Genomic DNA, 22,482 nt, shown 5'->3' with positions numbered 1-22,482 from the left:
TCCTGCCCGCCTTCCCCAATATGGGGCCGACCTGGGCACCTCCCCCCCTGTGCCAATATGAGCTGCGACACCTACCCCCGAGAGATCAGTGAGTAAAGAGGTAGGTATGAACAGCAACCAGCAGTCCAAGGTCCCCATGCACGCAGTAGAGGTTTCTTCTGATCCGGGCGCATTGCAAGGAGCCCGAAGGGCGACTGAAGATGCGCCCGGATCGGCGCCGCCGTCGATCCCCCCCGGCAGCGACTCCGAGGTGGTGCCGCGCGCGCGTCGCCGCACCTTCACCAACGCCGACAAGCGCCGCATTCTGCAGGCCGCCGATCTGTGCACCCTGCCCGGAGAAGTCGGCGCGCTGATGCGCCGCGAGGGCGTGTACTCATCGTCCCTGAGCACCTGGCGGCGCCAACGCGAGGCTGCCGATCTGGCGGCACTGGCGCCGCAAAAGCGCGGCCCAAAAGTGGATGCTGCTGCGCGCATCGACGCACTGCAGATTGCCCAGCTCACCCGCGAGCGCGACAAGCTGCGCGTCGAACTGGACAAGGCGCAGTTGGTGATCGAGGTCCAAAAAAAAGTTATGGCACTGCTCGATCTGCTTGCAGTCACGGACAAGCGCGGGAACACCTGATGGCCGCCGCGTTGGAGCTCACCCCCACGCTGGGCGCCGGCGCGGCGTGTCGCGCCATGGGTCTGTGGCGTGGCGTGCCTGCACGCCAGAAGGCCCACGTGCACCGCCGCACGGTGATGGGTCCGCCCCGGCCGCAGGCGCCGCGTCCTGGCCCACCCCTGGCCCTGGATGCCAATGAACGACAGACGGTGCTCGATACCCTCAACAGCGAACGCTTTGCCGACACCGCGCCAGCGGCTGTGCACGCCACGCTGCTTGGCGAGGGTATCTACCTCGGCTCGGTGCGCACCATGTACCGCCTATTGGCGGCCAACGGCGCCAGCCGCGAGCGGCGCAACCAGCTCACCCACCCGGTCTACACCAAACCCGAACTGCTGGCCACGGCCCCCAACCAAGTTTGGTCCTGGGATATCACCAAGCTCAAGGGGCCCGCGAAGTGGACCTGTTTCCATCTCTACGTGATCCTGGACATCTTCAGCCGCTTCGTCTTGGGCTGGCTCATCGCCCCGCGCGAGTGCTCCGAGCTGGCCCAGCAGCTCATCGCCGACACGGTCTCGCGCCACAACGTCCAGCCCGGCATGCTGACCCTGCACGCCGACCGGGGGGCGGCCATGCGCTCCAAGACGGTGGCCAGCCTGCTGGTCGACCTCGATGTGGCCAAGAGCCACAGCCGGCCTCACGTCTCGGACGACAACCCGTTCTCGGAGTCGCAGTTCAAGACCATGAAGTACCGGCCCGCATTCCCGCAACGTTTCGGCTGTATCGAGGACGCGCGGGCCCACTGTCAAACCTTCTTTGCCTGGTACAACGACCAGCACTGCCACAGCGGCATCGGCCATATGACCCCGCACAGCGTGCACTACGGCTTGGCCGCCGACATGCGTCTCACTCGCCAAGACACCCTGGATGGCGCATTTCTGGCCAACCCCAACCGCTTCAAAAACAAGCGACCCCAGCTCCCACCGATGCCGAGCGCCGTATGGATCAACCCGCCACCTGAGGAGAAAACACCCACCAGTGAGCCCGTCACCTGCACACTAAATTAACGTCCCCGGGTGTCGCAAAATCATTGACACGTTCCGGAGGCACAGCTCGGGGATGGCCATGCCTGCCTCGGCCTGGCGCAGGAATCCAATGATTTGTTCTTCGCTGAATCTGCTCTTCTTCATGTCCGTCATTCTCCTGGGTTGACGGACCTCTCTCGTTTACCGTGGTACGACTGGTGGGGAGCAGGTCACAAGCCTTCGCCGAGTGCCGAGGCTATTCGTGCTCACCCACAACGTCCTGTCAGGAAGTTGAAATGGCCAGGTGCGGGGTGATGAATCGTTCTTGGTGGTCATTCCCGTCGCTGTAGCCTACTAGACTCGTTTCTGCCGCTGTAGAATGACAAATGAGAGGAGCGGCTATGGCGTCTGCAAAACAGGATTTTGAACGGTTCGTGAGGTGGCTTTATGGCCAGGATAGGCGAAGCTCCGCCGACGTTCGTCGGTTCGCGAATCTCCTTCTGGCCAACTTCGATGATCTCTCGGGGACCTCTCGCCAGCGAAGTCAGAGGTCCGTCTATATCGCGGGGTTGATGCGTCAAGCGCTTGCTGGCGTTGCCGATGAGGCTCCCGCTCAAGATGGCGATAATCCAGATGGTGTCTGGCCTTGGACTCGATTGCGGAGTTTTACTCTAGGACCATTCCGCGGGTTTCGGACGCCGGAATCATTTGACCTGACCAAGCAAGTCATCCTGTTCTATGGACGCAACGGCACGGGGAAAACCAGCCTGTGCGAAGGTCTAGAGTATGCGCTGCTGGGAGATGTCGAGGAGGCGAGCGCAAAGCGTATCGCCCCTCAGACTTATCTGAAGAACATTCATGCCAGGCGCTTTGAACCCCCGATCCTTAAAGCGACAGATCACAAAGGTCGCGAAATCGATGTTGCCGCCAATCCAGATACATATCGATTCTGTTTCATTGAAAAAAACAGAATCGATGCGTTTTCCCGCATCGCGGCGAAACCCAACGCGCAACGAACCGAGTTGGTAGCGACGCTTTTCGGCATGGATCAGTTCAGCGAGTTCGTCAGCCACTTCAATGAAAGCATCGACGGTCAGCTCACACTGATCGGAGAGAAACAGGCCGCTCTCGCAGCGCGTCAAGCCGCATTGGCTGTTGACCAGAATACCGTCAAAGGGGAGGGTGTCGCGTCGCAGAGCCTGCATGACGAGGAGGTGGCGTTGGCGGAGTCATTCGCTCCCGGCACCACCTATGCGGGTCTCAAACTGTTGTTCGGGACAGCGGATTCGCCCGGGCGTCTTGAGGAGCTTGATGCGATTCTGGGGTCTGTGCCACCCGTCGCGATAGGTATAACCCGCGCAGGGGTTTTGGCGGCATTTGAAACAGCGCACGGATGCGCCGTCGAACTAAACGAGATTAAGGCCGCTCTTCTTGCCAAAAGCGATCAGGTCTCCTTCAAAGGGCTGTATGAATCCGTCCTCGCGCTGCAGCAGTCGGTCGGAGATCGATGTCCCGCATGCGATACCCCGCTGGACGGTCCATCACAAGTCGCGGTCAATCCTTATGATAAGGCAGCCGAAGGCTTAAAAAGACTTCAAGAACTGGGGGTGCTGCAAGAACGGCAAAAGATTGCCAACTCAGAAGAGAACAATGCGTCTCGTGAGATATGGCGGATTCTAGGTGTCATCAGGGATTATGTCGTCGCTCAGAGTGAGCGAGAGACGCCGATTGGCCGCTACTTGGAGGAGTTGCCGGCTGAGCCAGCCAGGAACTGGTGGGCTGAAATATATCCGCAGCCGCTCAAGGATCAGCCTCCAACTCCAATGCTTGAACAGTTATTGTCTCTCGCCGATCGCATTGCCACTCAGGACGAGGCATCGAGACGAGCTCAGGAGGAGCGGCAACTACGCAATGCAGAACGACAGCGTCTGATTGATTTCCAACTCAAGGTGCAAGCTCAAGATTTGAAGCGGCAACAACTGCGCGAGAACGTCGAGGCGGCGAATCAGAGGATCTCGTTATTTAACGAGAACAATGCAGTATTGATAGAGCAGGCTGCCCAAGAGAAGGTAGGCATAGAAAGGGACAGGCCGTTGAAGTCCCTCTACGACAACTTCCTCCTCGAGCTGCGAAGTTATAGGGATCAACTTCCGGCCCAGCTTATGGCTGGACTGAATGACTCAGCGAAGGAACTCTACAACTCGTTTAATCGGAATGACAGAGACGAAGACAAACTCGCTACCCTCCATCTGCCATTAACCGGCGACGGGAAAATCGAGATTTCTTTCCGGGGTAAACCCAACAGCCGCGTCGATGCCCTTCATGTGCTAAGCGAGGGACACGTTCGGTGCTTGGGGCTTGCGATCCTATTAGCCAAGGCGAAAAGCATCAAATGCCCGTTGATCGTCTTCGACGATGCAATCAATGCCATCGATCACGACCATAGAGGGGGAATCCGCGAAACCATATTCGAGAGCGACCATTTTGCCGAGATTCAGGTCGTCGTGACATGCCACAGCAACGAGTTCATCAAGGATATTCAGCAGCATCTGCCTGTGGGTCGGAGAAATAACAGCAAAGTGTATTTGCTGCGTCATCACGATGGCGATTACCACCCCAAAGTCATCAATAACATCCCGAGCGCGAACTATATCGCCAAGGCGAAAGCCGAACGGGAGATCTTGAATGATCGTGGAGCCCTAGCCGCAGCTCGCCAAGCGCTTGAGATGTTGTCTCAGAAAACCTGGCGCTGGCTGGCGAGTCATGATCAGGGGGCATTGAGTCTGCAAATCTTCGGTCCAAATAACGACCCGCAGCTAAGAACTCTATGCGATTCGCTGCTAAAGAAACTGAACGAGGCGGTAACATTCAATCATGGCAACAAAGAACCGCTGAAACAGGCTTATGGCCGGATTCTTGGCATTCCCGAACAGAATCTTGTTTGGACGTATCTCAACAAGGGAACGCATGAGGAGGCCGATCGAGATGATTTTGACAGCGAGTTGGTCGAGTCAGTCATTCAGACACTCGAGGATCTGGATAAGCTCGATCTGCGAGACGGTCGATAGGCCGACTTCTCTTCGAAGCGTGAATCGAACTGAACTGCTTCTAGCCGGTGGCGGATTCCAGCGCGTGCCGCAGGCTTTCCAACCCTTTATCTAGAGGCCTACAGCCCGCACACTGCTGGGAGTGTCTTTGTAGGGTTTCCCTTGGTGCAACCTGATTTTTCACCAGATCGATGTGCAGCGAAAGGCCTTCAGGGAGAAAACAGACGTGGCGAATCTAGAGAATCCGGCGATTGGACCTATGCCGACCGCGCACACCAAGCAAGTAGCTTGGGGTAAGTTGTCGCGAGATGAGGCCGATCGTCTGACCGGTACGCATTCATTGCTCGACCACATGACCGATGTTGCCGCGTGCTTTTTGGCCTTGGCTGAGTGCGCGGGCATCCGACGATCTCTGGAGTTGGCTGCGGGCCGACCTCTTGACGAAGCAGATTTACAGCGACTGGCTGTCTTGGTTTTTCTGCACGATGTAGGCAAAGCCAACGCTGGCTTTCAGTCTCAGCGATGGAAAACACCCGAACGACCGCCAGCGCTTTGGCCCACTACCCCACTTGGACATGGATCCGAAGGCTGGGAACTGATTGCCGGGCGCGTACCGAACGCCGAACACTACGCGTCAGGGTTGCCCATAGCGGAAATTGTGCTTTGGGGTGATGGCGCTGTCAGCGAGTTGCTCCAGGCAAGCATCAGCCACCATGGTCGCCCTCTGGGCGTAAGCCCCGGAAACCAAACAGAGTGCATCTGGAAACCTGTATTGGATCAGCGCGGGGCTGTGCTCTACGATCCAGCAGCTACCCTGACCAGCATGGGCGAGCGCTTGAAGAAAGACTATCCGCTGGCCTTCGGAGAATGCCAGCAGCCTCTACCAGATGAGCACGCGTTTGTTCATCTATTTGCCGGGCTGGTTCAGATGGCTGACTGGCTGGGTTCTGACACCCGTGAGAAATTCTTCCCGTACACAGCACCCGGTGAGGATCGAACCCAGACGGCTGCCGCTCGTGCGGCTTACGCAGTGAAATCCATTGGTCTGGATGTATCTGTTTGGAAGAATGCCCTGCACGGTCAACCGCCCACTTTCAGCGCCGCATTTGATGTGCCCGAAGCACGCCCTATGCAGGTGGCCGCTGCTGACCTGTCTTTGGGCAACATCGTCGTGCTGGAAGCAGAAACCGGCAGTGGCAAGACCGAGGCAGCGTTGTGGCGCTTTGTCCAGTTGTTCGAGGCCGATAAGGTCGATAGCCTGTACTTTGCTTTGCCCACACGGGTCGCTGCAACGCAGCTCTATCAACGCGTACTGGCGCTGGTGGCGCGGCTGTGGCCCCAAGACCCACCAGTTGTTGTGCGTGCGCTGCCAGGTTACGAGGCTGCGGACGATCAAGAAAAAATCAGCTTGCCAGATTTCAAAGTCCTTTGGCCAGATCGCCCTGACGATGCAAAAGCGCATCAACGTTGGGTGGCTGAATCACCCAAGCGCTTTCTGGCGGCCACTATCGCGGTCGGCACCATCGATCAGGCTTTGCTCGGCGCGCTCAAGGTCAAGCACGCCCACATGCGCCACGCCTTGTTGGCTCGCAGCTTGTTGGTCGTTGATGAGGTGCATGCATCCGATGCGTACATGACCGTGCTGTTGGAGAAATTGCTCCAAGCGCACATCAAAGCTGGTGGCCAAGCCATGTTGCTCTCCGCTACCTTGGGCGCCACGGCCCGCACGCGCTACATCAGCATCGGCCATGGGAAGAAGCTCGCGCCGCCATCGCTGGCCGATGCATGCGCGGCGGCTTATCCGGCAGTCAGCTTCCGTAAGCCTTCCGGTATTTGCTTGCAAGCCGTGGCTGGCAATCCACTGCATAAAACCGTGTATTGGGAGACACGGGATATGATGGACGAACCCAAACAAGTTGCGTTGCTCGCCGCGCAAGCCGCTGCACAAGGCGCGCGCGTGCTGGTGGTGCGTAATACAGTGCCTGCTGCCGTCGCCACACTGAAAGCGCTGGAAGGGCTCACTCTGGCCCAAGGCGGCGACTGGCTGTTCAAGGTCAACGGCGTGAGCACCGTCCACCACAGTCGCTACAGCCGACAGGACCGTCCTTTGCTGGATCAGGCAGTCGAAGCGCAACTGGGAAAAACGCGGCAAGACACAAAGGGCCGCGTCATCATCGGCACGCAAACATTGGAGCAAAGCTTGGACATTGATGCCGACTTGCTCATCACCGACCTGTGCCCCATGGACGTGTTGCTACAGCGCCTGGGTCGCATGCACCGACATGCCCGACCCGACGCAGAGCGACCAGAGGGCTACCGCCTGCCGCATGCTTGGGTGCTCACCCCCGCAGGCAACGACCTCACACCCATGCTCAAGCGTGCTCGCCATGGCCTAGGCCGTTTCCGCGATGGAGGCGGTGTGTACCCCGACCTGCGCATGGTTGAAGCTACCAAGCGATTGATTCGGGCACAGCCCAGCCGCCAGATACCAGCAGACAACCGCATGCTGGTTGAACACGCCACGCACATCGAAGCTCTGCAGGGGATCGAAAACGATCTTGGGCCCGACTGGCAGAAACTGGGACAGGCCATTGAGGGTGATACCAGTGCTCGCAGAGGTGTGGGACATCTGCACACATTGCCGTATGATGAAGCCTTTAGCGACGTTATGTTCCCCGACGGCGATCAAAAAATTGCCACCCGTCTTGGAGCTGCTGATCGTCTGGTGATTTTTGACCCACCCCAACCTGGCCCGTTTCAGCAGGCCGTGAAGCAATTGGCGCTGCGTCACCATCAGATCCCCGAGGGGGTCAGTCCTGACGCGCTGCCAGTAGACATCGCCGTATTGCCTGCGGGCGCAGGTTTTGAGTTCACCTTGGGCTCCGCGCGGTATCGTTACAACCGTTTTGGGCTTGAGCGCTTGAAAGCCCTCGACGAAAACAAACCCACATAGGGAGGACCCATATGACGATTGCCCCGGAGCTGCAGTTCTGCTTGCTCACCGAGCCTCTCATTCGCTATCGCCGTGCGAGCGATGGGAAGACCGTTTGTGCCAACTTGCCTGAATTGTTCGTAGCGCTTGCCGCTGACGAAGTGCGCGACTACCCGGCTTTGCGCCCGCATCAGCGACACCCCTGGCACGCATTCCTGGTTCAGCTGGCCGCCATCGCCTTGCATAAAGCAAAAAGGACAGCGGCTTTTGAAACCACCCAGGAGTGGCGTGATGTGTTGTTGGCCCTCACGCCGGATGACCCGGACGGGGCGGCGTGGTGTCTGGTATCGCCACCGAATCGACCAGCGCTGTTGCAGGCCGCCGTCGTTGGTGAAAGTGTCTCGGATTGGAAATCTGAGTCATTTGCTGCTGACGAAATTGACATGCTGGTCACATCCAAGAACCATGATCTCAAAGGCAGTCGCGCTCGACGCTCGCAACCCGAAGACTGGCTGTTCGCTTTGTTGAGCTTGCAAACTCAGGAGGGATTTTTGGGCGCTGGCAACTACGGAATTTCTCGCATGAACGGAGGCTTCGCCAGCAAGCCGGGTGTGGGTGTGGCTGCTGCCGGTTTCCCCGGAGGCCGTTGGATGCGAGACATTGCTGCGTTGCTCAAGAGACGCGACCAAACGGTGAAAGAACATGATTTGCAAGGGGATGACGGCTTGGCACTGGTCTGGCTTGCTCCTTGGGATGGGCTCGATAGCCTGTTGTTTTCCAAACTCGACCCCTTCTACATCGAGATTTGTCGTCGTATTCGCTTGCGGTGTGTTGACGGTGAAATCATGTCTGTTGGGGCCGGCAGCAAAGCGGCGCGCATTGCTGCGAAAAAACTAAACGGGTTGACGGGTGATGCATGGACACCCATTGACGTGGAAGGCGGTAAGGCACTCACGATCACCGCCAATGGGTTCACCTACAAATTGGTTTCGGAGCTGATGTTCAGCGGTAAATATCAGGCACCGGCTGCTCAACACTTTGACCACTCAACCAACGGCGATAGCTTGGTTTTTGTCACTCAGGGGGTCACTCGGGGGAAAGGGGAAACGAAGGGCTACCACGAGCGTCGTGTACCTGTATCACCCAAGGTGCAGGGGCTTTTGAAGAAGAACCAGAAAGCTGATCTGGAGCTCATTGCCGGGCAGCGCATAACGGCAATCAGCGAGATGCGCGGTTTGCTTAGATATGCATTGGTGGTGCTGTTTGAAAGCGGCGATGTCAAGGACAGGCGGCAAGCGAACAAGGTCCATGAGGCGAAGGTGAGCAAGTTTTCCGCACCATTTGAAGAAGCCGAAGACGCACGCTTCTTCTCAGACCTCTATGAAGAAATTGAAGCTGCTGATCCTTCCGCACAACGACTGGGATGGTTTTTGGGGTTGGTTGAGCGCGCGGAAGCCATTTTGAAGATGGCGTTTGATGCGGGCCCGCGCAACGGCATTCAAAAATATCGAGCCCAATCTGCGGCCTTGTCACGCTTTCACGGCGGACTTCGCAGTGACAAGTTTCGGATACCCGACCTCGTGAATTACTACCGCCAACAAACCGCCAAACATCAGGAGGAAACCAGTGACCACGCTTGAACCCACCTTGGAAGAGCACGCCCCACCGGAGGCTGCCGCCACGTACCGCGAGCCCTTTGGGGCGCTGGCTGCCTACATCAAGCGCGCCAGCACCGGCGACCGCGCGGCACTGGCCCGGCTGAAACCAGAAGCGCTCCAGCCCCACCAGTTGGCTGCGTTGGCACGAGCCTTGTCAGCGGCAGGCTTGGCCCCCGAGCAATGGCATGCAGACACTTGGCCGCGTTGGGCTTTGATTGCACATGGCATGGCGCTGGCGGGGCATGACGGCAAACAGAAGTTGGGCAGGCAGTTGGCCACCGCCGGTGTGTCTGAATCCCGCGTCACCAAACTGCTCACTTCACGAGGCGACGCCTTCACACAGCTACTGCCTCGTGTTCTGCGGCTGTTGGCCAGCAAAGGCGTGGCTCCCAACTGGCGCGAACTGGGCGAACTGGTGCTCAAAGAAGGCAGCAGTCTGCGCAGCAGCCAAGCAGAAGCCGAGAAAATACGTCTCCACATCGCAGGCCTCTATTTTTCGTCGCTGGCCCGAACCGAATCCAAGTCATAACAAACCATCACTCAAGGAGTTTTCATGAATCTGCCCCGTTTTATCCAAATCCACACCCTGCACAACTACCCCGGCGCACTGCTGAACCGCGACGATGCGGGCCTGGCCAAGCGCCTGCCTTATGGCGACGCCATACGCACGCGCATTTCGTCTCAGTGTTTGAAGCGCCACTGGCGGGTGGCTGAGGACCATTTTTCGCTGGCGAATCTGGGTGTACCCATGGCCGTGCGTTCCAGGGAGACGCTGGACCTGATTCGGAAAAAATTGATTCAATCTGGCCTGTCCGAGGACTTGGCGCAGTCCGCAGGCGAAGGACTGCGAGACGCGGGTCTTCTGGACAAAGGCGGCAAGGAATCAAAAGGCAAAGACGCGCTTGAAACAGGTCAAGCGGTTTTGATGGGCTATGCGGAGATTGACTACCTCGTCAAACGCTGTGCCGAACTAGCGCAGGAAAACACCGAGGCAAAGACGCTCAAGGCAGCTATTGCCAAGTTTTTGAAAGATGAGAAGAAAAACATCGAAGCACTGAAACACGGCAGTGGCCTGGAATCGGCCTTGTTCGGTCGCATGGTCACGTCTGACGTACTAGCCAGCCGCGATGCTGCTGTGTACGTGGCACACGCCTTCACGGTGCACGAAGCTCAAGTGGAGAACGACTACTTCACCGTGGTGGACGACCTGCTGCGTGAAGCGGGTGAGCTGGGTTCCGCTGGCATCTTCGATACCGAACTGGCCTCCGGCCTGTACTACGGCTACGTGGTGGTGGACGTGCCGCAACTGATTGCCAACCTGGAGGGTGAAGCAGCCAAAGACTGGGTCACCTTGCCCGCGGAGAAACGTGAACTGGCAGGCCGTGTGGTGCGGCACCTTTTGCACCTGATTGCCACGGTCAGCCCCGGAGCGAAGCGTGGATCGACCGCACCGTTTGACTGGGCCAAGTTCATGTTGGTGGAGGTGGGGGACTGGCAGCCGCGCAGCCTCGCAGGTGCATTCCAGAATGCTTTGCCTACCGACCACACAGCGTTGCGTGAAACGGCCGTGCAGATGCTGGCGGACGAAATTGGCAAGCTGGACGTGGCCTATGGGGCCACGCTGGATCGGCGTTTCCTGGCCTTGGACACAGTGGCCGTGCCGAACGCACATCGCCTGCCCCTCAATGACCTTGCAACGTGGGTGCAGGCCTACATCACCCAAGGCGCAGCGCCAGCGCAGGCGGCCTGATATGGCGCGCCATCTGCTGATCAGGTTGTCGTCCCCGCTCATAGCGTTTGGGGGTGAAACCATTGACAACTACGGCGTCATTCGCGACTTCCCTGCGCTTTCCATGGTCACGGGGTTGATTGCCAATGCCTTGGGTTGGGATCGAGGCGATGACGTTTTGCACAACCGGCTGCAAGAACGGTTGCGAGTGGGTACCCGACTGGAGGCGCAGGGGGCACGCTTGACCGACTTTCAAACTGCGCAGTTGGGTGCCAATGACAAGGCCTGGACCACGTGGGGCACGGTGGAGGAGCGCAGAGGTGGCGCCGCTGCATATGAAAGCCCTCATCTGCGGTACCGCGACTACCACGCCGACCTCATAGCTCTTCTTGCTTTGCGGCTTGATCCTGCTGACGAGTCGCCTACGCTGGATGAAGTGTCCCAAGGGCTGGACCGGCCCCAACGTCCACTGTTCATCGGACGCAAACCTTGTCTGCCTGTGGGGCGGCTGGTGGCCGGATGGATTGATGCAGATTCGGTTTTGCAAGCCCTGCAACTCGCGCCATTGACCGGTGGCCTGGAGGGCTTGCGAGCCCAGTGGCCAGAAGGCGAAGGGCAATTGCCGCGTGATCGTTTGGTGGATGTTTGCGATGAACGCAATTGGACCAGCGGCGTGCATGGTGGCTGGCGTCCGGTGCGAGAAGGCCTCATCAAGAATGCAGGAAAAAAGTCATGAGTTTTGATCCTCTGTATTTGCTGCACACCCAGCCCGATCCGCAACGGTTGGCAGTGTGGGCAGCACGCCACTGCTTGTTGGGCTCGCAAGGCGATCTGGGCTACGCGCTTCACGCGCTGTTGCACGCCGCCTTTGGCGAACATGCGCCTCAGCCATTTCGCTACCTTGATGCCGAACAGGGCTTGTTGGCCTACACCCAACGGAGTGCTGCCGAATTGGCACAGCTTGCTGCTCTGGCTGACCCTGATGCGGCGGCTGCGCTGGGGCTGGGCCAGACATCGCGACACGGTGGCATGAACGCGCGGCCGTTCCCAACGCAGTGGGCGACGGGGCATGCACTTGGGTTTGAGGTGCGCGTGCGCCCCATCATTCGCGAAGGAAAGACCGGTCGCGAGAGAGATGCGTTTTTGGCGGTTGTCGAGAAAACTGCTGATGGCGAGTTGAACCGTGGTGAAGTATATGTGCAGTGGCTGCGCGAGCTGTTCGCCCGGCAGGGCGGTGCGGAGCTGGTGGATGCCAGTGTGATTCGCTATCAGCAGCTGGGCGTTACGCGAAAGAGCCAGAAAGGGGGTGCTGGCAATGAGCGCCAGAGCCGTCTTGTTTATGGCCCCGATGCAGTGCTGACAGGGCAATTGCGCGTGACCAATCCGCAGGCATTCGCGCAGTTGTTGACACAAGGAGTTGGGCGACATCGCGCGTTCGGTTTTGGCATGCTTTTGCTGCGCCCTGCCAGAGATTGACGTGATGGTGACGCCGAAGTGCTGAAAGGTCGCCTAGGGCTGGAGACAGCCCGGTTTCCGCACGCTGATCGCCATGGACTGCTGTGGTTGGAGCGCGGTGAATTGTGCGTTGTTGACGGTTGCTTGCATTTCATGCGGGGCAGCAACTCTTTGACCCCACAGATGGATCAGATCCCGCATCAATCGGTGTCCATGATTTTGCTGGGGCCTGGCAGCAGCGTGACGCACGATGCCTTGCGCTTGCTTGCCCGCCACGGCACACTGATGGCCGCTGTAGGGGTGGACGGTGTGCGCACCTATACGGCGCCGCCTTTGATGCCGGACCGTTCAGATGTCGCTAGAAGGCAAGCCGAGTTGTGGGGCAGCCCTCGTCGGCGCGTGAGCGTGGCTCGCCATATGTACGCCTTGCGTTTGGGCGAAATCCTGCCACATCGCGATCTGGACACACTGCGCGGTATTGAGGGGTCGCGCGTGAAGGTCATGTACAAGCTGATGGCCGACAAGCACGGTATTGAATGGAATGGCCGCCACTACGACCGAGCCAATCCGATGGCTGCTGATATTCCAAATCAGGCGTTGAACCATGCGGCTACTGCTGTTCAAGCTGCGGCGGCGATTGCTGTTCAGTCTCTGGCGGCGTTGCCACCGCTGGGTTTCATTCATGAGGACTCGGGGCAGTCGTTTGTGCTGGACATCGCTGACTTGTTTCGAGAAGCGGTCACGTTGCAAATCGCTTTTTCGGCTGCCAAGCAGGTGGACAAAGGGGCTGAGGACACGGTTGACCGCCTAGTGCGTCGTCAGGCGGCTCAGGTGTTTCGAAAACAGCAAGTCATTCCATCGATGATCGACAAAATCAAGCAGGTACTGCGCATGGAGGGGGACAATGGCGCTGGTGATGATCGTGACTCGTGACGTGGCAGACCGATTCCACGGGTTCCTTGCTTCCGTCATGCTGGAAGTTGCCCCAAACGTATTTGTCGCACCCCGGATGAACAAGGGCGTTCGGGAGCGCACATGGAGCGTTGTCTCTGACTGGCATGGGCAGGAACCGAGAGGCAGTTTGGTGATGGTCTGGCGTGATTTGAACGAGGTGGGTGGGGTTGGTTTGGCCCATCTTGGAACGCCACCCCGGGAGCTGGTCGAGATGGATGGCATGTGGTTGACCCGTCGCAGCAAGCCTGCAAGCGCTCTTTAAAAAATTAGATGTATTTTCTTGTTTTCTCTGGCAACTCAAGAAGTTGGGTGCTAGAGGTTCCCCCGCGCAAGCGGGGATAGACCCCGCTGGCATTGAAGCACCTCGCCGATTGGCTCGGTTCCCCCGCGCAAGCGGGGATAGACCCTGAAAACGACAGCACGGGATCGCCGTCTTTGAGGTTCCCCCGCGCAAGCGGGGATAGACCCCCATCGGCCTCGATGAGATGGTCAAAAACGGGGGTTCCCCCGCGCAAGCGGGGATAGACCCATTGGCGACTATGCCTCGCATACGCGCCACCTGGTTCCCCCGCGCAAGCGGGGATAGACCGTTGCCGATTCTGTTTTGGAGCATTGCCCCCTGGGTTCCCCCGCGCAAGCGGGGATAGACCCTGAAGGCCCATGTCACGCCCCAGCCTTTTCGGGGTTCCCCCGCGCAAGCGGGGATAGACCCGGCATCAACGGCCTGCACAGCGGCCCGCAATGGGTTCCCCCGCGCAAGCGGGGATAGACCCCGTAGTGCCCGGAGCAACCAGGCCATAATGGAGGTTCCCCCGCGCAAGCGGGGATAGACCCTCGACCATCTGGTTGCGTGCGCCAAACAGCGCGGTTCCCCCGCGCAAGCGGGGATAGACCCGCCACCCGGGGTGTTGAGCAGCCAGCGATCCTGGTTCCCCCGCGCAAGCGGGGATAGACCCATGTTTTCCCCAAAGTTCAGGGCGCTTCATCCGGTTCCCCCGCGCAAGCGGGGATAGACCCCCGAGCGCGTGACAAAAATGCACGGCGTCTATGGTTCCCCCGCGCAAGCGGGGATAGACCCCGCTTCGGCTCTTGGATTCGTGACCTGCAAGGGGTTCCCCCGCGCAAGCGGGGATAGACCCGCTGGCCCCGTACAACAACGCGGGCACTGGCGGGTTCCCCCGCGCAAGCGGGGATAGACCCCTTAATCTGGTGATCAACCTGATCGGCGTGGCGGTTCCCCCGCGCAAGCGGGGATAGACCCGAGCGTGAGCTTGCGGAAAATCTTCTCCACCCGGTTCCCCCGCGCAAGCGGGGATAGACCCTGGGAGGATCGCGGCATATCCAAGCGCGGGCTGGTTCCCCCGCGCAAGCGGGGATAGACCCTCAAGAGCGGCTGGCGCGTGCAGATTGCACGGGGTTCCCCCGCGCAAGCGGGGATAGACCCTTGCAGGTGGGATAGGCGGCGCAGTACCTGGCGGGTTCCCCCGCGCAAGCGGGGATAGACCCCAGTCTTGCCATGTCTGTTCGTCAACATCGGCGGTTCCCCCGCGCAAGCGGGGATAGACCCATGTTCGAGGCCATCGGCAGCGGGGCCAAGTCGGTTCCCCCGCGCAAGCGGGGATAGACCCTCGTAGGGCGGCACGGCCACGGCGGTGATGGTGGTTCCCCCGCGCAAGCGGGGATAGACCCTACGGCGGGTTTCCGTTCCTGCCGAACAAGAAGGTTCCCCCGCGCAAGCGGGGATAGACCCTGACTTTTGTCCATCAAGCCACCCAATGTTTCGGTTCCCCCGCGCAAGCGGGGATAGACCCTGCGCGCCAGGCAGTGGGGCCCAGCGTGTCGTGGTTCCCCCGCGCAAGCGGGGATAGACCCGACGACTACCCCATAATCCGCTCAGACGTCACGGTTCCCCCGCGCAAGCGGGGATAGACCCCGCCGCGCTCAGGGTGACGGTGTTGAGGGCAAGGTTCCCCCGCGCAAGCGGGGATAGACCCTCGCGCGCGTTTGTGTCCGAGCTCTCGGGCGCGGTTCCCCCGCGCAAGCGGGGATAGACCCGATCCAAATGAGCCGCCCATGCTTGCGGGCCAGGTTCCCCCGCGCAAGCGGGGATAGACCCCATCCGGCCAAGGGTAGGCTAGCCATCATGCGGGTTCCCCCGCGCAAGCGGGGATAGACCGTGAGCGGTTAGGCTCGCCGCTTGCCTGATGCGGGTTCCCCCGCGCAAGCGGGGATAGACCCGATTCCGGGTGCGATATGGCCGGCGTCAATCAGGTTCCCCCGCGCAAGCGGGGATAGACCCTTCTGCCGCTGCGCCCGCCCCGGCCACCAGCAGGTTCCCCCGCGCAAGCGGGGATAGACCCCGAGCAGGCCCGCCAGCGGGTGTGATGGGGTTGGTTCCCCCGCGCAAGCGGGGATAGACCCCAGTACGGCCTGTCGCCATGGACGAAGGAAATGGTTCCCCCGCGCAAGCGGGGATAGACCCCCGCAGCCCACAGCAAAACGCACGGCAACACCGGTTCCCCCGCGCAAGCGGGGATAGACCGTTGACGGACGAGCAGCGCCGCATCATCCTTGAGGTTCCCCCGCGCAAGCGGGGATAGACCCTGATGGGCCGCCCGCCGCGCCCCTGGCATGTCGGTGTGCTCTACGCCGCCGACACCCGCTTTGCGAAACCCTTGCTCGCCCGCCTGCGCGCCGAACCTGATCTTTGCATCGGCGAGAATGAACCCTATGGTGGCCACCTGCCCGGCGACGCCATCGCCCGCCACGCGATTGCATGGCAACGCCTCAACGCGCTGATCGAGGTCCGCAACGACCTCATCGCAACCCCCGACCAACAGGTGCACTGGGCCGCGCGCCTCGCCCCGATCCTGCAACAGGCACTCGCCGACACCGGCCAGTAGAAGGAGACCGACGATGGACGACCAGACCCGCCTCGAACTCGAGGCCGCCGCCTTCCGCGCCCTGCGCGATCACCTGATGGTGCAGCGCCCCGATGTGCAGAACATCGACCTCATGAACCTCGCCGGCTTCTGCCGCAACTGCCTCAGCCGCTGGTATCAGGAGGCCGCGAACGCCCGCGACATCCCCATGACCAAGGACGAAGCCCGCGAGATCTTCTACGGTATGCCCTATGACGACTGGCGCGCCCGGCAGGCCGAGGCCAGCCCCGAAAAACAGGCCGCCTTCAAGGACGCCTTCGCCCGCAACGTCGGCAAACCCTGACCTGACAACGCCCCCTCGTCAGGGCTGGACACGACTCACGGAGTCGTGAACACTCATTCCGCGCCCCTTTGTGTTCCGCGGCGTCTGGGCTTGTGTGCAGGTGGTGTGATGAGTGTTCTGGTGCTGCTGTTTCTCCCCATGCTCATGCTGGGCGGCCTTCTGGTGGATGGCATCGGCGCGGATGACGATGATGGCGACCCCGCCACGCCCGAAACCCCGCCGGATCAGGACATCACCCCGCCGCCCACCGATGACCTGCTGACCGGCACCTTGGCCAATGACAGCCTCGACGGGCAGGCGGGCGATGACACCCTCTCCGGCCTCGATGGCAACGACACGCTCGCGGGCGGTCCGGGCACCGACCTGCTGCTGGGCGGTGCCGGCGACGATCTCCTGACGGGCGGGGCAGGTGCCGACGCCCTGTCGGGCGGCGACGGCAATGACAGCCTTGAGGGCAACGGCGGCGATGACCTGATCACCGGCGACACGGGCGAGGATACACTTCTGGGCCAATTCGGCGATGACACGCTGCGCGGCGGCACGGGCGATGACATCCTGCGCGGCGGTGCCGGCAATGACCTGCTCGACGGCGGCACAGGCTCCGACATACTCGAGGATTACGAGGGCGAGGATACCCTGCGCGGCGGCGGCGGCAGCGATGCGTTCCTGGGCTATGTCGCCGGGCGCTTCGATCCGCAGGGCGCCCAACTCTTCGGCGAGGATGGCAATGACTGGCTGGTCGGCGACCGTCAGGACAGCCTGACCGGCGGCGCAGGCGAGGATTCCTTCACTACCTACGATCTGGGCGATGACGCGACACTCATCACCGATTTCGATCCCGCCAGCGATTCCCTCAGAATCGTCGTTGATGGCGTCAGTGGCACCGATCCCGCCACCCTCACGCTGCAACAACGCCTCGCCGCCGATGGCAGCGGGCTGGAGGTTCTGGTGAACGGTCAGGTCATGGTCAAGCTCGCCGGTCTGGGCCTGACCCCGCCCATCGCCGTTGATCTGGCGATCGAGGGGCTGACCTGACAGGACCGCCCGTCGCGCGCCACGTCCCCGAAGGGTTCTCCCTCGGAATGCCGCCAGGCACCGGCCTGCACGGAATGCGTCACGAAAAAAGCGCCGGAGCAACCCCCGACGCGTCTCACGTTTCTTCTTGCTTCAACTATCCTGGGGGTGTGGGGGTGAAACCCCCACCCGTCCCCGCAACCTCAGACCGCCGCCTTCAGGCTCTCATCCAGATAGATCTCGCGCAGCCGCGCCGCCACATTGCCGGGCGCGCCGGTGCCCACCTTGGCCCCGTCGATCTCCACCACCGGCATCACAAAGGTCGAGGCGGATGTGATGAAGGCCTCATCCGCCGCCTGCGCCTCGGCGATGGTGAAGGCGCGCTCCTCGACCTCCATCTGCGCCTCCTGCGCGAAGCGCAGCACGGCCGCGCGGGTGATCCCGTGCAGGATGTCATGGCTCAACTGCCGCGTGATGATCTTGTTGCCCTTGACGATATAGGCGTTGTTGCTGGTCCCTTCCGTCACCGCCCCGTCCTGCACCATCCAGGCATCGTCGCAGCCCGCCTTCTTGGCCATCATCTTGCCCATGGATGGATAGAGCAGTTGCACCGTCTTGATGTCGCGCCGACCCCAGCGAATATCCTCGATGCTGATGACCTTGATCCCCTTCTTGGCCACCGGATTGGCGGCAAGACCGGGCTTGTTCTGGGTGAACAGCACCAGTGTCGGCTTTGTCACCTCCGGGTCGGGAAAGGCGAAATCCCGGCCCCCCGGCGCGCCCCGCGTCACCTGCAAATAGATCATCCCCTCCTCGATCCCGTTCAACCGCACCAGTTCGCGGTGGATCTCCAGCAGGTCGTCAAACCCCTCGGGCTTGTCCATGTCCAGCTCTGCCAGGGACCGCTCCAGCCGCGCCAGATGCCCGCCAAAGTCGATCAGCTTGCCGCCCAGCACGCTCGTCACCTCATAGACGCCATCGGCCATCAGGAAGCCGCGATCAAAGATCGACACTTTCGCCTCATTCTCGGGCAGGTAGTCTCCGTTCACATAGACGGTGCGCATGATCTTCTCTCCTTGCTGCGGGTCAGCCCCAAAGGCCCGGTTCGGGCGGATGCACGCCCGCCTCGTCAAACAGAAGCGGTGCCTCGCGGTCTTCGGCCAGAAGCAGCGGCCCGTCAAGATCCGTCACCATCGCGCCCTGCGCCACCAATGTCGCAGGCGCCATGGCCAATGAACTTCCGACCATGCAGCCCACCATCACCTTGAACCCCGCAGCCCGCGCCGCATCGCGCAGCGCCAGCGCCTCGGTCAGGCCCCCGGTCTTGTCCAGCTTGATGTTCACCACATCATATTTCCCGGCCAGATGCGGCAGGCTCGTCCGGTCATGGCAGCTTTCATCGGCGCAAACCGGCACCGGCCGCTCCATCCCGATCAGCGCCTCATCCTCGGACGCGGGCAGGGGTTGCTCGACCAGCGCCACGCCCAACCGCACCAGATGCGGCGCCAGATCCGCATAGACCGCCGCCGACCATCCCTCATTGGCATCCACGATGATCGTCGATTTCGGCGCGCCGCGCCGCACAGCCTCCAACCGGGGCATATCGTCGGGCGTGCCCAGCTTGATCTTCAACAAAGGCCGAAACGCATGTTTCGCCGCCTGCGCCTCCATCTCGGCAGGCTCCGCCAGCGACAGCGTATAGGCCGTCACCTCCGGCCCCGGCTTCGCCAAACCCGCCAGTTCCCAGACTCTCCTGCCGCTCCGCTTCGCCTCCAGATCCCAGAGCGCGCAATCCACCGCATTCCGCGCCGCGCCTGCGGGCAACAGGTCATACAGCGCCTCACGCGTCAGCGCCCCCGGCAACCCTTCGATCTCAGCGGTCACGCTGTCCAAAGTCTCGTCATACCGCGCATAAGGCACACATTCCCCCCAGCCGGTCACATCCCCATCCGTGATCCGCACCGTCAGCACCTTTGCCTCGGTCCGTGACCCGCGACTGATGGTGAACACCTGCGCCAGCTTGAACACATCCCGCTCAACCGTGATCCGCATCGCCGCCCCCCGCTTCATCTTGCCATAAATACTCATTCCCCCGGCGCGGCGCAGCGCACCGGGAGATATCGCCAAAACCCTCTCAGATCGCCGCCAGCGCGTCCACCAGCTTGTCCGCGCCATAGCGGTAAGGGTCCGTCGCGGGCAGGCCCAGCCGCGCCTCGACATCCGCCAGATAGGCCTGCGCCGCATCCTCGCTCATGTGTTGGGTGTTGATCGCATAGCCGATCACCTGACAGGCGGGATTGGCCACCTTGGCCAGTTCCAAGGCCATGTCCCGCACCTGCTCAAGGCTCGGCAGCTTGTAGCCCGGCAGCCCCCGCATATGCTCCCGCGTGGGTTCGTGGCACACCACCAGCGCATCGGGCTGCCCGCCATGGATCAGCGCCAGCGTGACCCCGGAATAGGAGACATGGAACAAACTTCCCTGACCTTCGATCATATCCCAGTGATCCGCATCGTTATCGGGCGTCAGCCATTCGATGGACCCGGCCATGAAATCCGCGATCACCGCATCCAGCGGCACGCCATCGCCGGTGATCAGGATGCCCGTCTGCCCCGTGGCACGGAAACTCGACTTCAACCCGCGCGCCTTCATCTCGCGGTCCATGCATAGCGCCGTATACATCTTGCCCACGGAACAATCCGTCCCCACGGCCAGGCACCGCTTGCCGGACCGCTTCACCCCGTTCGCAATCGGATACTGGACCGACGGCACGCGCACATCATGCAACTGCCGCCCCGTTGCCTTGGCCACCGCCACCAGATCCGGCTCGTCCCGCAACAGGTTGTGCAGGCCCGAGGCCAGATCGAACCCTTCCTCCAAAGCCTGCACCAGAACCTTCTTCCACGCGGCCGAAATCACGCCGCCCCGGTTCGCCACGCCGATCACCAGCGTCTTCGCCCCCGCCGCCCGCGCCTCCTCCAGCGTCATGTCGGGCAGGCGCATATCCGCGCGGCAGCCCTCCATCCGGAACTGGCCCACGGCATTCTGCGGCCGCCAGTCCCTGATCCCCTGCGCCACCTTGGCCGCCAGCGCATCGGGCGCATCGCCCAGAAACAGAAGATACGGAGTCTCGATCATCGGAATGCCCTTTCATGTCAGTTTGCGGCAGCGTTACGGATTTGACGCGGGAATGCATTGCAAATCCGCGCGGCTTTCGCCTTTTTGCACAAGATCCTCCGCAGGTTGTCCATTTTCGCAGCAGGATCTTCACCGGATCACCCCGGCACGCGCCACGGATGCGGCGTTGCGGCAATCATGCCGCGCCTGCAAAAGCCGCTTGCACCCGCCCGCGCAATTTCATACCCAATGACGCCAGAAATAAGCAATATCCTTACCCGAAAGGTCCAAGCCCATGAGCTTCCGCCTCCAGCCCGCCGCCCCCGCCCGCCCGAACCGCTGCCAGCTGTTCGGCCCCGGCTCGCGCCCCGCGATCTTCGAGAAAATGGCCACCAGCGCCGCGGATGTCATCAACATCGACCTCGAGGATTCCGTGGCCCCCTCGGACAAGGAAACGGCCCGCGCCAATGTCATCAAGGCGATCAACGAGATGGACTGGGGCACCAAATACCTCTCCGTCCGCATCAACGGGCTGGATACACCCTGGTGGTATCGCGACGTGGTGGACCTGCTGGAACAGGGCGGCGAACGGCTGAACCAGATCATGATCCCCAAGGTCGGCTGCGCCGAGGATGTCTATGCCGTCGATGCGCTGGTGACAGCGATCGAACGCGCCACCGGCCGCAAGACCCCGATCACCTTCGAGGTGATCATCGAATCCGCCGCCGGCATCGCCCATGTCGAGGCCATCGCCGCCTCCAGCCCCCGCCTGCAAGCGATGAGCCTCGGGGCTGCCGATTTCGCCGCCTCCATGGGGATGCAGACCACGGGCATCGGCGGCACGCAGGCCAATTACTACATGCTGCACGAAGGCGCGAAATACTGGTCCGACCCCTGGCATTGGGCGCAGACCGCCATCGTCGCCGCCTGCCGCACTCATGGCATCCTGCCCGTCGATGGTCCCTTCGGCGATTTCAGCGATGATGAGGGCTTCCGCGCCCAGGCGCTGCGCTCGGCCACGCTGGGCATGGTCGGCAAATGGGCGATCCACCCCAAGCAGGTGGCCCTTGCGAACGAGGTCTTCACCCCCTCGGACGAGGCCGTGGCCGAGGCCCGCGAAATCCTCGCCGCCATGGACGCCGCCAAGGCCCGCGGCGAAGGCGCCACCGTCTACAAGGGCCGCCTTGTGGACATCGCCTCGATCAAACAGGCCGAGGTGATCGTGCGCCAGTCGGAAATGATCGCCCGCTGATCCGATCCGCGCCATCCGCCCCGCCGCGCAGGTGGGGCGGTCGCGCTTTGAGTATTTTCAGCAAGATGAAACAGCAGGCGCGGCGCGGTTCAGCCGCGCTCGTCGGTTCCCCCGCGCAAGCGGGGATAGACCCTGCTGGGTGGGTGTAAGCCACAGCCAGGCTATGGTTCCCCCGCGCAAGCGGGGATAGACCCCATGAAACCAGGCGTTTATGACACTCTGACGAGGTTCCCCCGCGCAAGCGGGGATAGACCCAGCCTGCGCACTGTCACCGAACAGGGCATGCCGGTTCCCCCGCGCAAGCGGGGATAGACCCCGCAGCACCATCAGAAAGCCGTCAACCTGTGGGGTTCCCCCGCGCAAGCGGGGATAGACCCTCAAGCTCGGCCAATCGCGCCGCCATGACCGCGGTTCCCCCGCGCAAGCGGGGATAGACCGTGATGCACCAGCCTGTGGTTGATGCGCCCCCGGGTTC

The 22,482-nt window shown here is 61.4% G+C and carries 17 protein-coding genes, 1 pseudogene and 2 CRISPR repeat arrays (1 of these 20 cut by a window edge); of the genes and pseudogenes, 14 read left to right on the top strand and 4 right to left on the bottom strand.

Features of this window, described 5'->3' with window-relative positions:
* Positions 1-226 precede the first annotated feature (226 nt).
* Positions 227-1,668, top strand: a protein-coding gene (locus SMCB_RS07975) for an IS3 family transposase (RefSeq protein ID WP_420834906.1) whose coding sequence is annotated in 2 segments (ribosomal slippage) — positions 227-599 and positions 599-1,668 — 1,443 coding nt in all. Because the reading frame shifts where the segments join, the coding sequence is not laid out codon by codon here.
* A 30-nt stretch (positions 1,669-1,698) separates the two neighbouring features.
* Here SMCB_RS07975 and SMCB_RS13255 read toward each other — a convergent pair.
* A pseudogene (locus SMCB_RS13255) lies at positions 1,699-1,791 on the bottom strand (transposase); the annotation flags it as partial.
* 236 nt (positions 1,792-2,027) lie between these two features.
* Between SMCB_RS13255 and SMCB_RS07970 the strand changes: the two are divergent.
* The 12 genes from SMCB_RS07970 to SMCB_RS07915 all read left to right on the top strand — a co-directional run bounded on the left by SMCB_RS07970 (position 2,028) and on the right by SMCB_RS07915 (position 17,661).
* Positions 2,028-4,694 (top strand): ATP-binding protein, encoded by a 2,667-nt coding sequence (locus SMCB_RS07970; RefSeq protein WP_045536124.1) that lies wholly within the window; start codon positions 2,028-2,030, stop codon positions 4,692-4,694.
* A 238-nt stretch (positions 4,695-4,932) separates the two neighbouring features.
* Complete coding sequence (locus SMCB_RS07965) at positions 4,933-7,626, top strand: CRISPR-associated helicase/endonuclease Cas3 (RefSeq protein WP_052468578.1); 2,694 nt, start codon at positions 4,933-4,935, stop codon at positions 7,624-7,626.
* An 11-nt stretch (positions 7,627-7,637) separates the two neighbouring features.
* Positions 7,638-9,245, top strand: a complete 1,608-nt coding sequence (gene casA / locus SMCB_RS07960) for a type I-E CRISPR-associated protein Cse1/CasA (RefSeq protein ID WP_045536122.1) — start codon at positions 7,638-7,640, stop codon at positions 9,243-9,245.
* The gene (casB, locus tag SMCB_RS07955) at positions 9,232-9,792 is read left to right on the top strand and encodes a type I-E CRISPR-associated protein Cse2/CasB (protein ID WP_197539294.1); all 561 of its coding nucleotides are present in this window, start codon (positions 9,232-9,234) and stop codon (positions 9,790-9,792) included. Before casA ends, casB begins: the two co-directional genes overlap by 14 nt.
* A gap of 24 nt (positions 9,793-9,816) precedes the next feature.
* A complete protein-coding gene (cas7e, locus tag SMCB_RS07950) occupies positions 9,817-11,013 on the top strand; it encodes a type I-E CRISPR-associated protein Cas7/Cse4/CasC (protein ID WP_045536120.1) in 1,197 nt (398 codons plus the stop codon).
* 1 nt (position 11,014) lies between these two features.
* Positions 11,015-11,728, top strand: a complete 714-nt coding sequence (gene cas5e / locus SMCB_RS12490) for a type I-E CRISPR-associated protein Cas5/CasD (protein WP_082027311.1) — start codon at positions 11,015-11,017, stop codon at positions 11,726-11,728.
* Positions 11,725-12,468, top strand: coding sequence for a type I-E CRISPR-associated protein Cas6/Cse3/CasE (gene cas6e / locus SMCB_RS07940; protein WP_045536116.1), 744 nt, complete (start codon positions 11,725-11,727; stop codon positions 12,466-12,468). Before cas5e ends, cas6e begins: the two co-directional genes overlap by 4 nt.
* 18 nt (positions 12,469-12,486) lie before the next feature.
* Positions 12,487-13,380: a type I-E CRISPR-associated endonuclease Cas1e gene (cas1e, locus tag SMCB_RS07935; protein WP_045536114.1), complete on the top strand. Its 894-nt coding sequence runs from the start codon at positions 12,487-12,489 to the stop codon at positions 13,378-13,380.
* Positions 13,352-13,663: a type I-E CRISPR-associated endoribonuclease Cas2e gene (cas2e, locus tag SMCB_RS07930; protein ID WP_045536112.1), complete on the top strand. Its 312-nt coding sequence runs from the start codon at positions 13,352-13,354 to the stop codon at positions 13,661-13,663. The genes cas1e and cas2e overlap by 29 nt, the downstream gene beginning before the upstream one ends.
* Before the next feature lie 55 nt (positions 13,664-13,718).
* A CRISPR array of direct repeats spans positions 13,719-16,005; the repeat unit is 29 nt; unit sequence GGTTCCCCCGCGCAAGCGGGGATAGACCC.
* 35 nt (positions 16,006-16,040) lie between these two features.
* On the top strand, positions 16,041-16,304 hold the full coding sequence (locus SMCB_RS07925) for a hypothetical protein (protein ID WP_231851184.1): 264 nt from the start codon (positions 16,041-16,043) through the stop codon (positions 16,302-16,304).
* A 13-nt stretch (positions 16,305-16,317) separates the two neighbouring features.
* Positions 16,318-16,626 carry a DUF1244 domain-containing protein gene (locus SMCB_RS07920; RefSeq protein ID WP_045536110.1) on the top strand — a complete coding sequence of 103 codons (309 nt, stop codon included), beginning with the start codon at positions 16,318-16,320 and terminating at the stop codon, positions 16,624-16,626.
* 108 nt (positions 16,627-16,734) lie between these two features.
* Positions 16,735-17,661 (top strand): calcium-binding protein, encoded by a 927-nt coding sequence (locus SMCB_RS07915; RefSeq protein ID WP_052468459.1) that lies wholly within the window; start codon positions 16,735-16,737, stop codon positions 17,659-17,661.
* Between the two features lie 182 nt (positions 17,662-17,843).
* Here the strand turns inward: SMCB_RS07915 and SMCB_RS07910 are convergent, their stop codons facing one another.
* Genes SMCB_RS07910 through dgcN form a run of 3 tightly spaced genes read right to left on the bottom strand, consistent with a single transcriptional unit; the run spans position 17,844 to position 20,776 of the window.
* Positions 17,844-18,704: a D-amino-acid transaminase gene (locus SMCB_RS07910; protein WP_045536109.1), complete on the bottom strand. Its 861-nt coding sequence runs from the start codon at positions 18,702-18,704 to the stop codon at positions 17,844-17,846.
* A gap of 22 nt (positions 18,705-18,726) precedes the next feature.
* Positions 18,727-19,767 (bottom strand): N-acetyl-D-Glu racemase DgcA, encoded by a 1,041-nt coding sequence (gene dgcA, locus SMCB_RS07905; RefSeq protein WP_231851183.1) that lies wholly within the window; start codon positions 19,765-19,767, stop codon positions 18,727-18,729.
* Between the two features lie 7 nt (positions 19,768-19,774).
* Entirely contained in the window at positions 19,775-20,776 is a 1,002-nt protein-coding gene (dgcN, locus tag SMCB_RS07900; RefSeq protein ID WP_045536107.1) for an N-acetyltransferase DgcN, read from the bottom strand.
* A 274-nt stretch (positions 20,777-21,050) separates the two neighbouring features.
* Here dgcN and SMCB_RS07895 point away from each other — a divergent pair, with 274 nt between their 5' ends.
* Complete coding sequence (locus tag SMCB_RS07895; RefSeq protein WP_045536105.1) at positions 21,051-22,007, top strand: L-malyl-CoA/beta-methylmalyl-CoA lyase; 957 nt, start codon at positions 21,051-21,053, stop codon at positions 22,005-22,007.
* Positions 22,008-22,111: 104 nt separating this feature from the next.
* A CRISPR array of direct repeats spans positions 22,112-22,482; the repeat unit is 29 nt; unit sequence GGTTCCCCCGCGCAAGCGGGGATAGACCC; it runs 1,549 nt beyond the window's last position.

The organism is Serpentinimonas maccroryi (assembly GCF_000828915.1).
Taxonomy (GTDB): Bacteria; Pseudomonadota; Gammaproteobacteria; order Burkholderiales; family Burkholderiaceae_C; genus Serpentinimonas; species Serpentinimonas maccroryi.
This window is presented reverse-complemented; position numbering and strand designations above follow the sequence as displayed.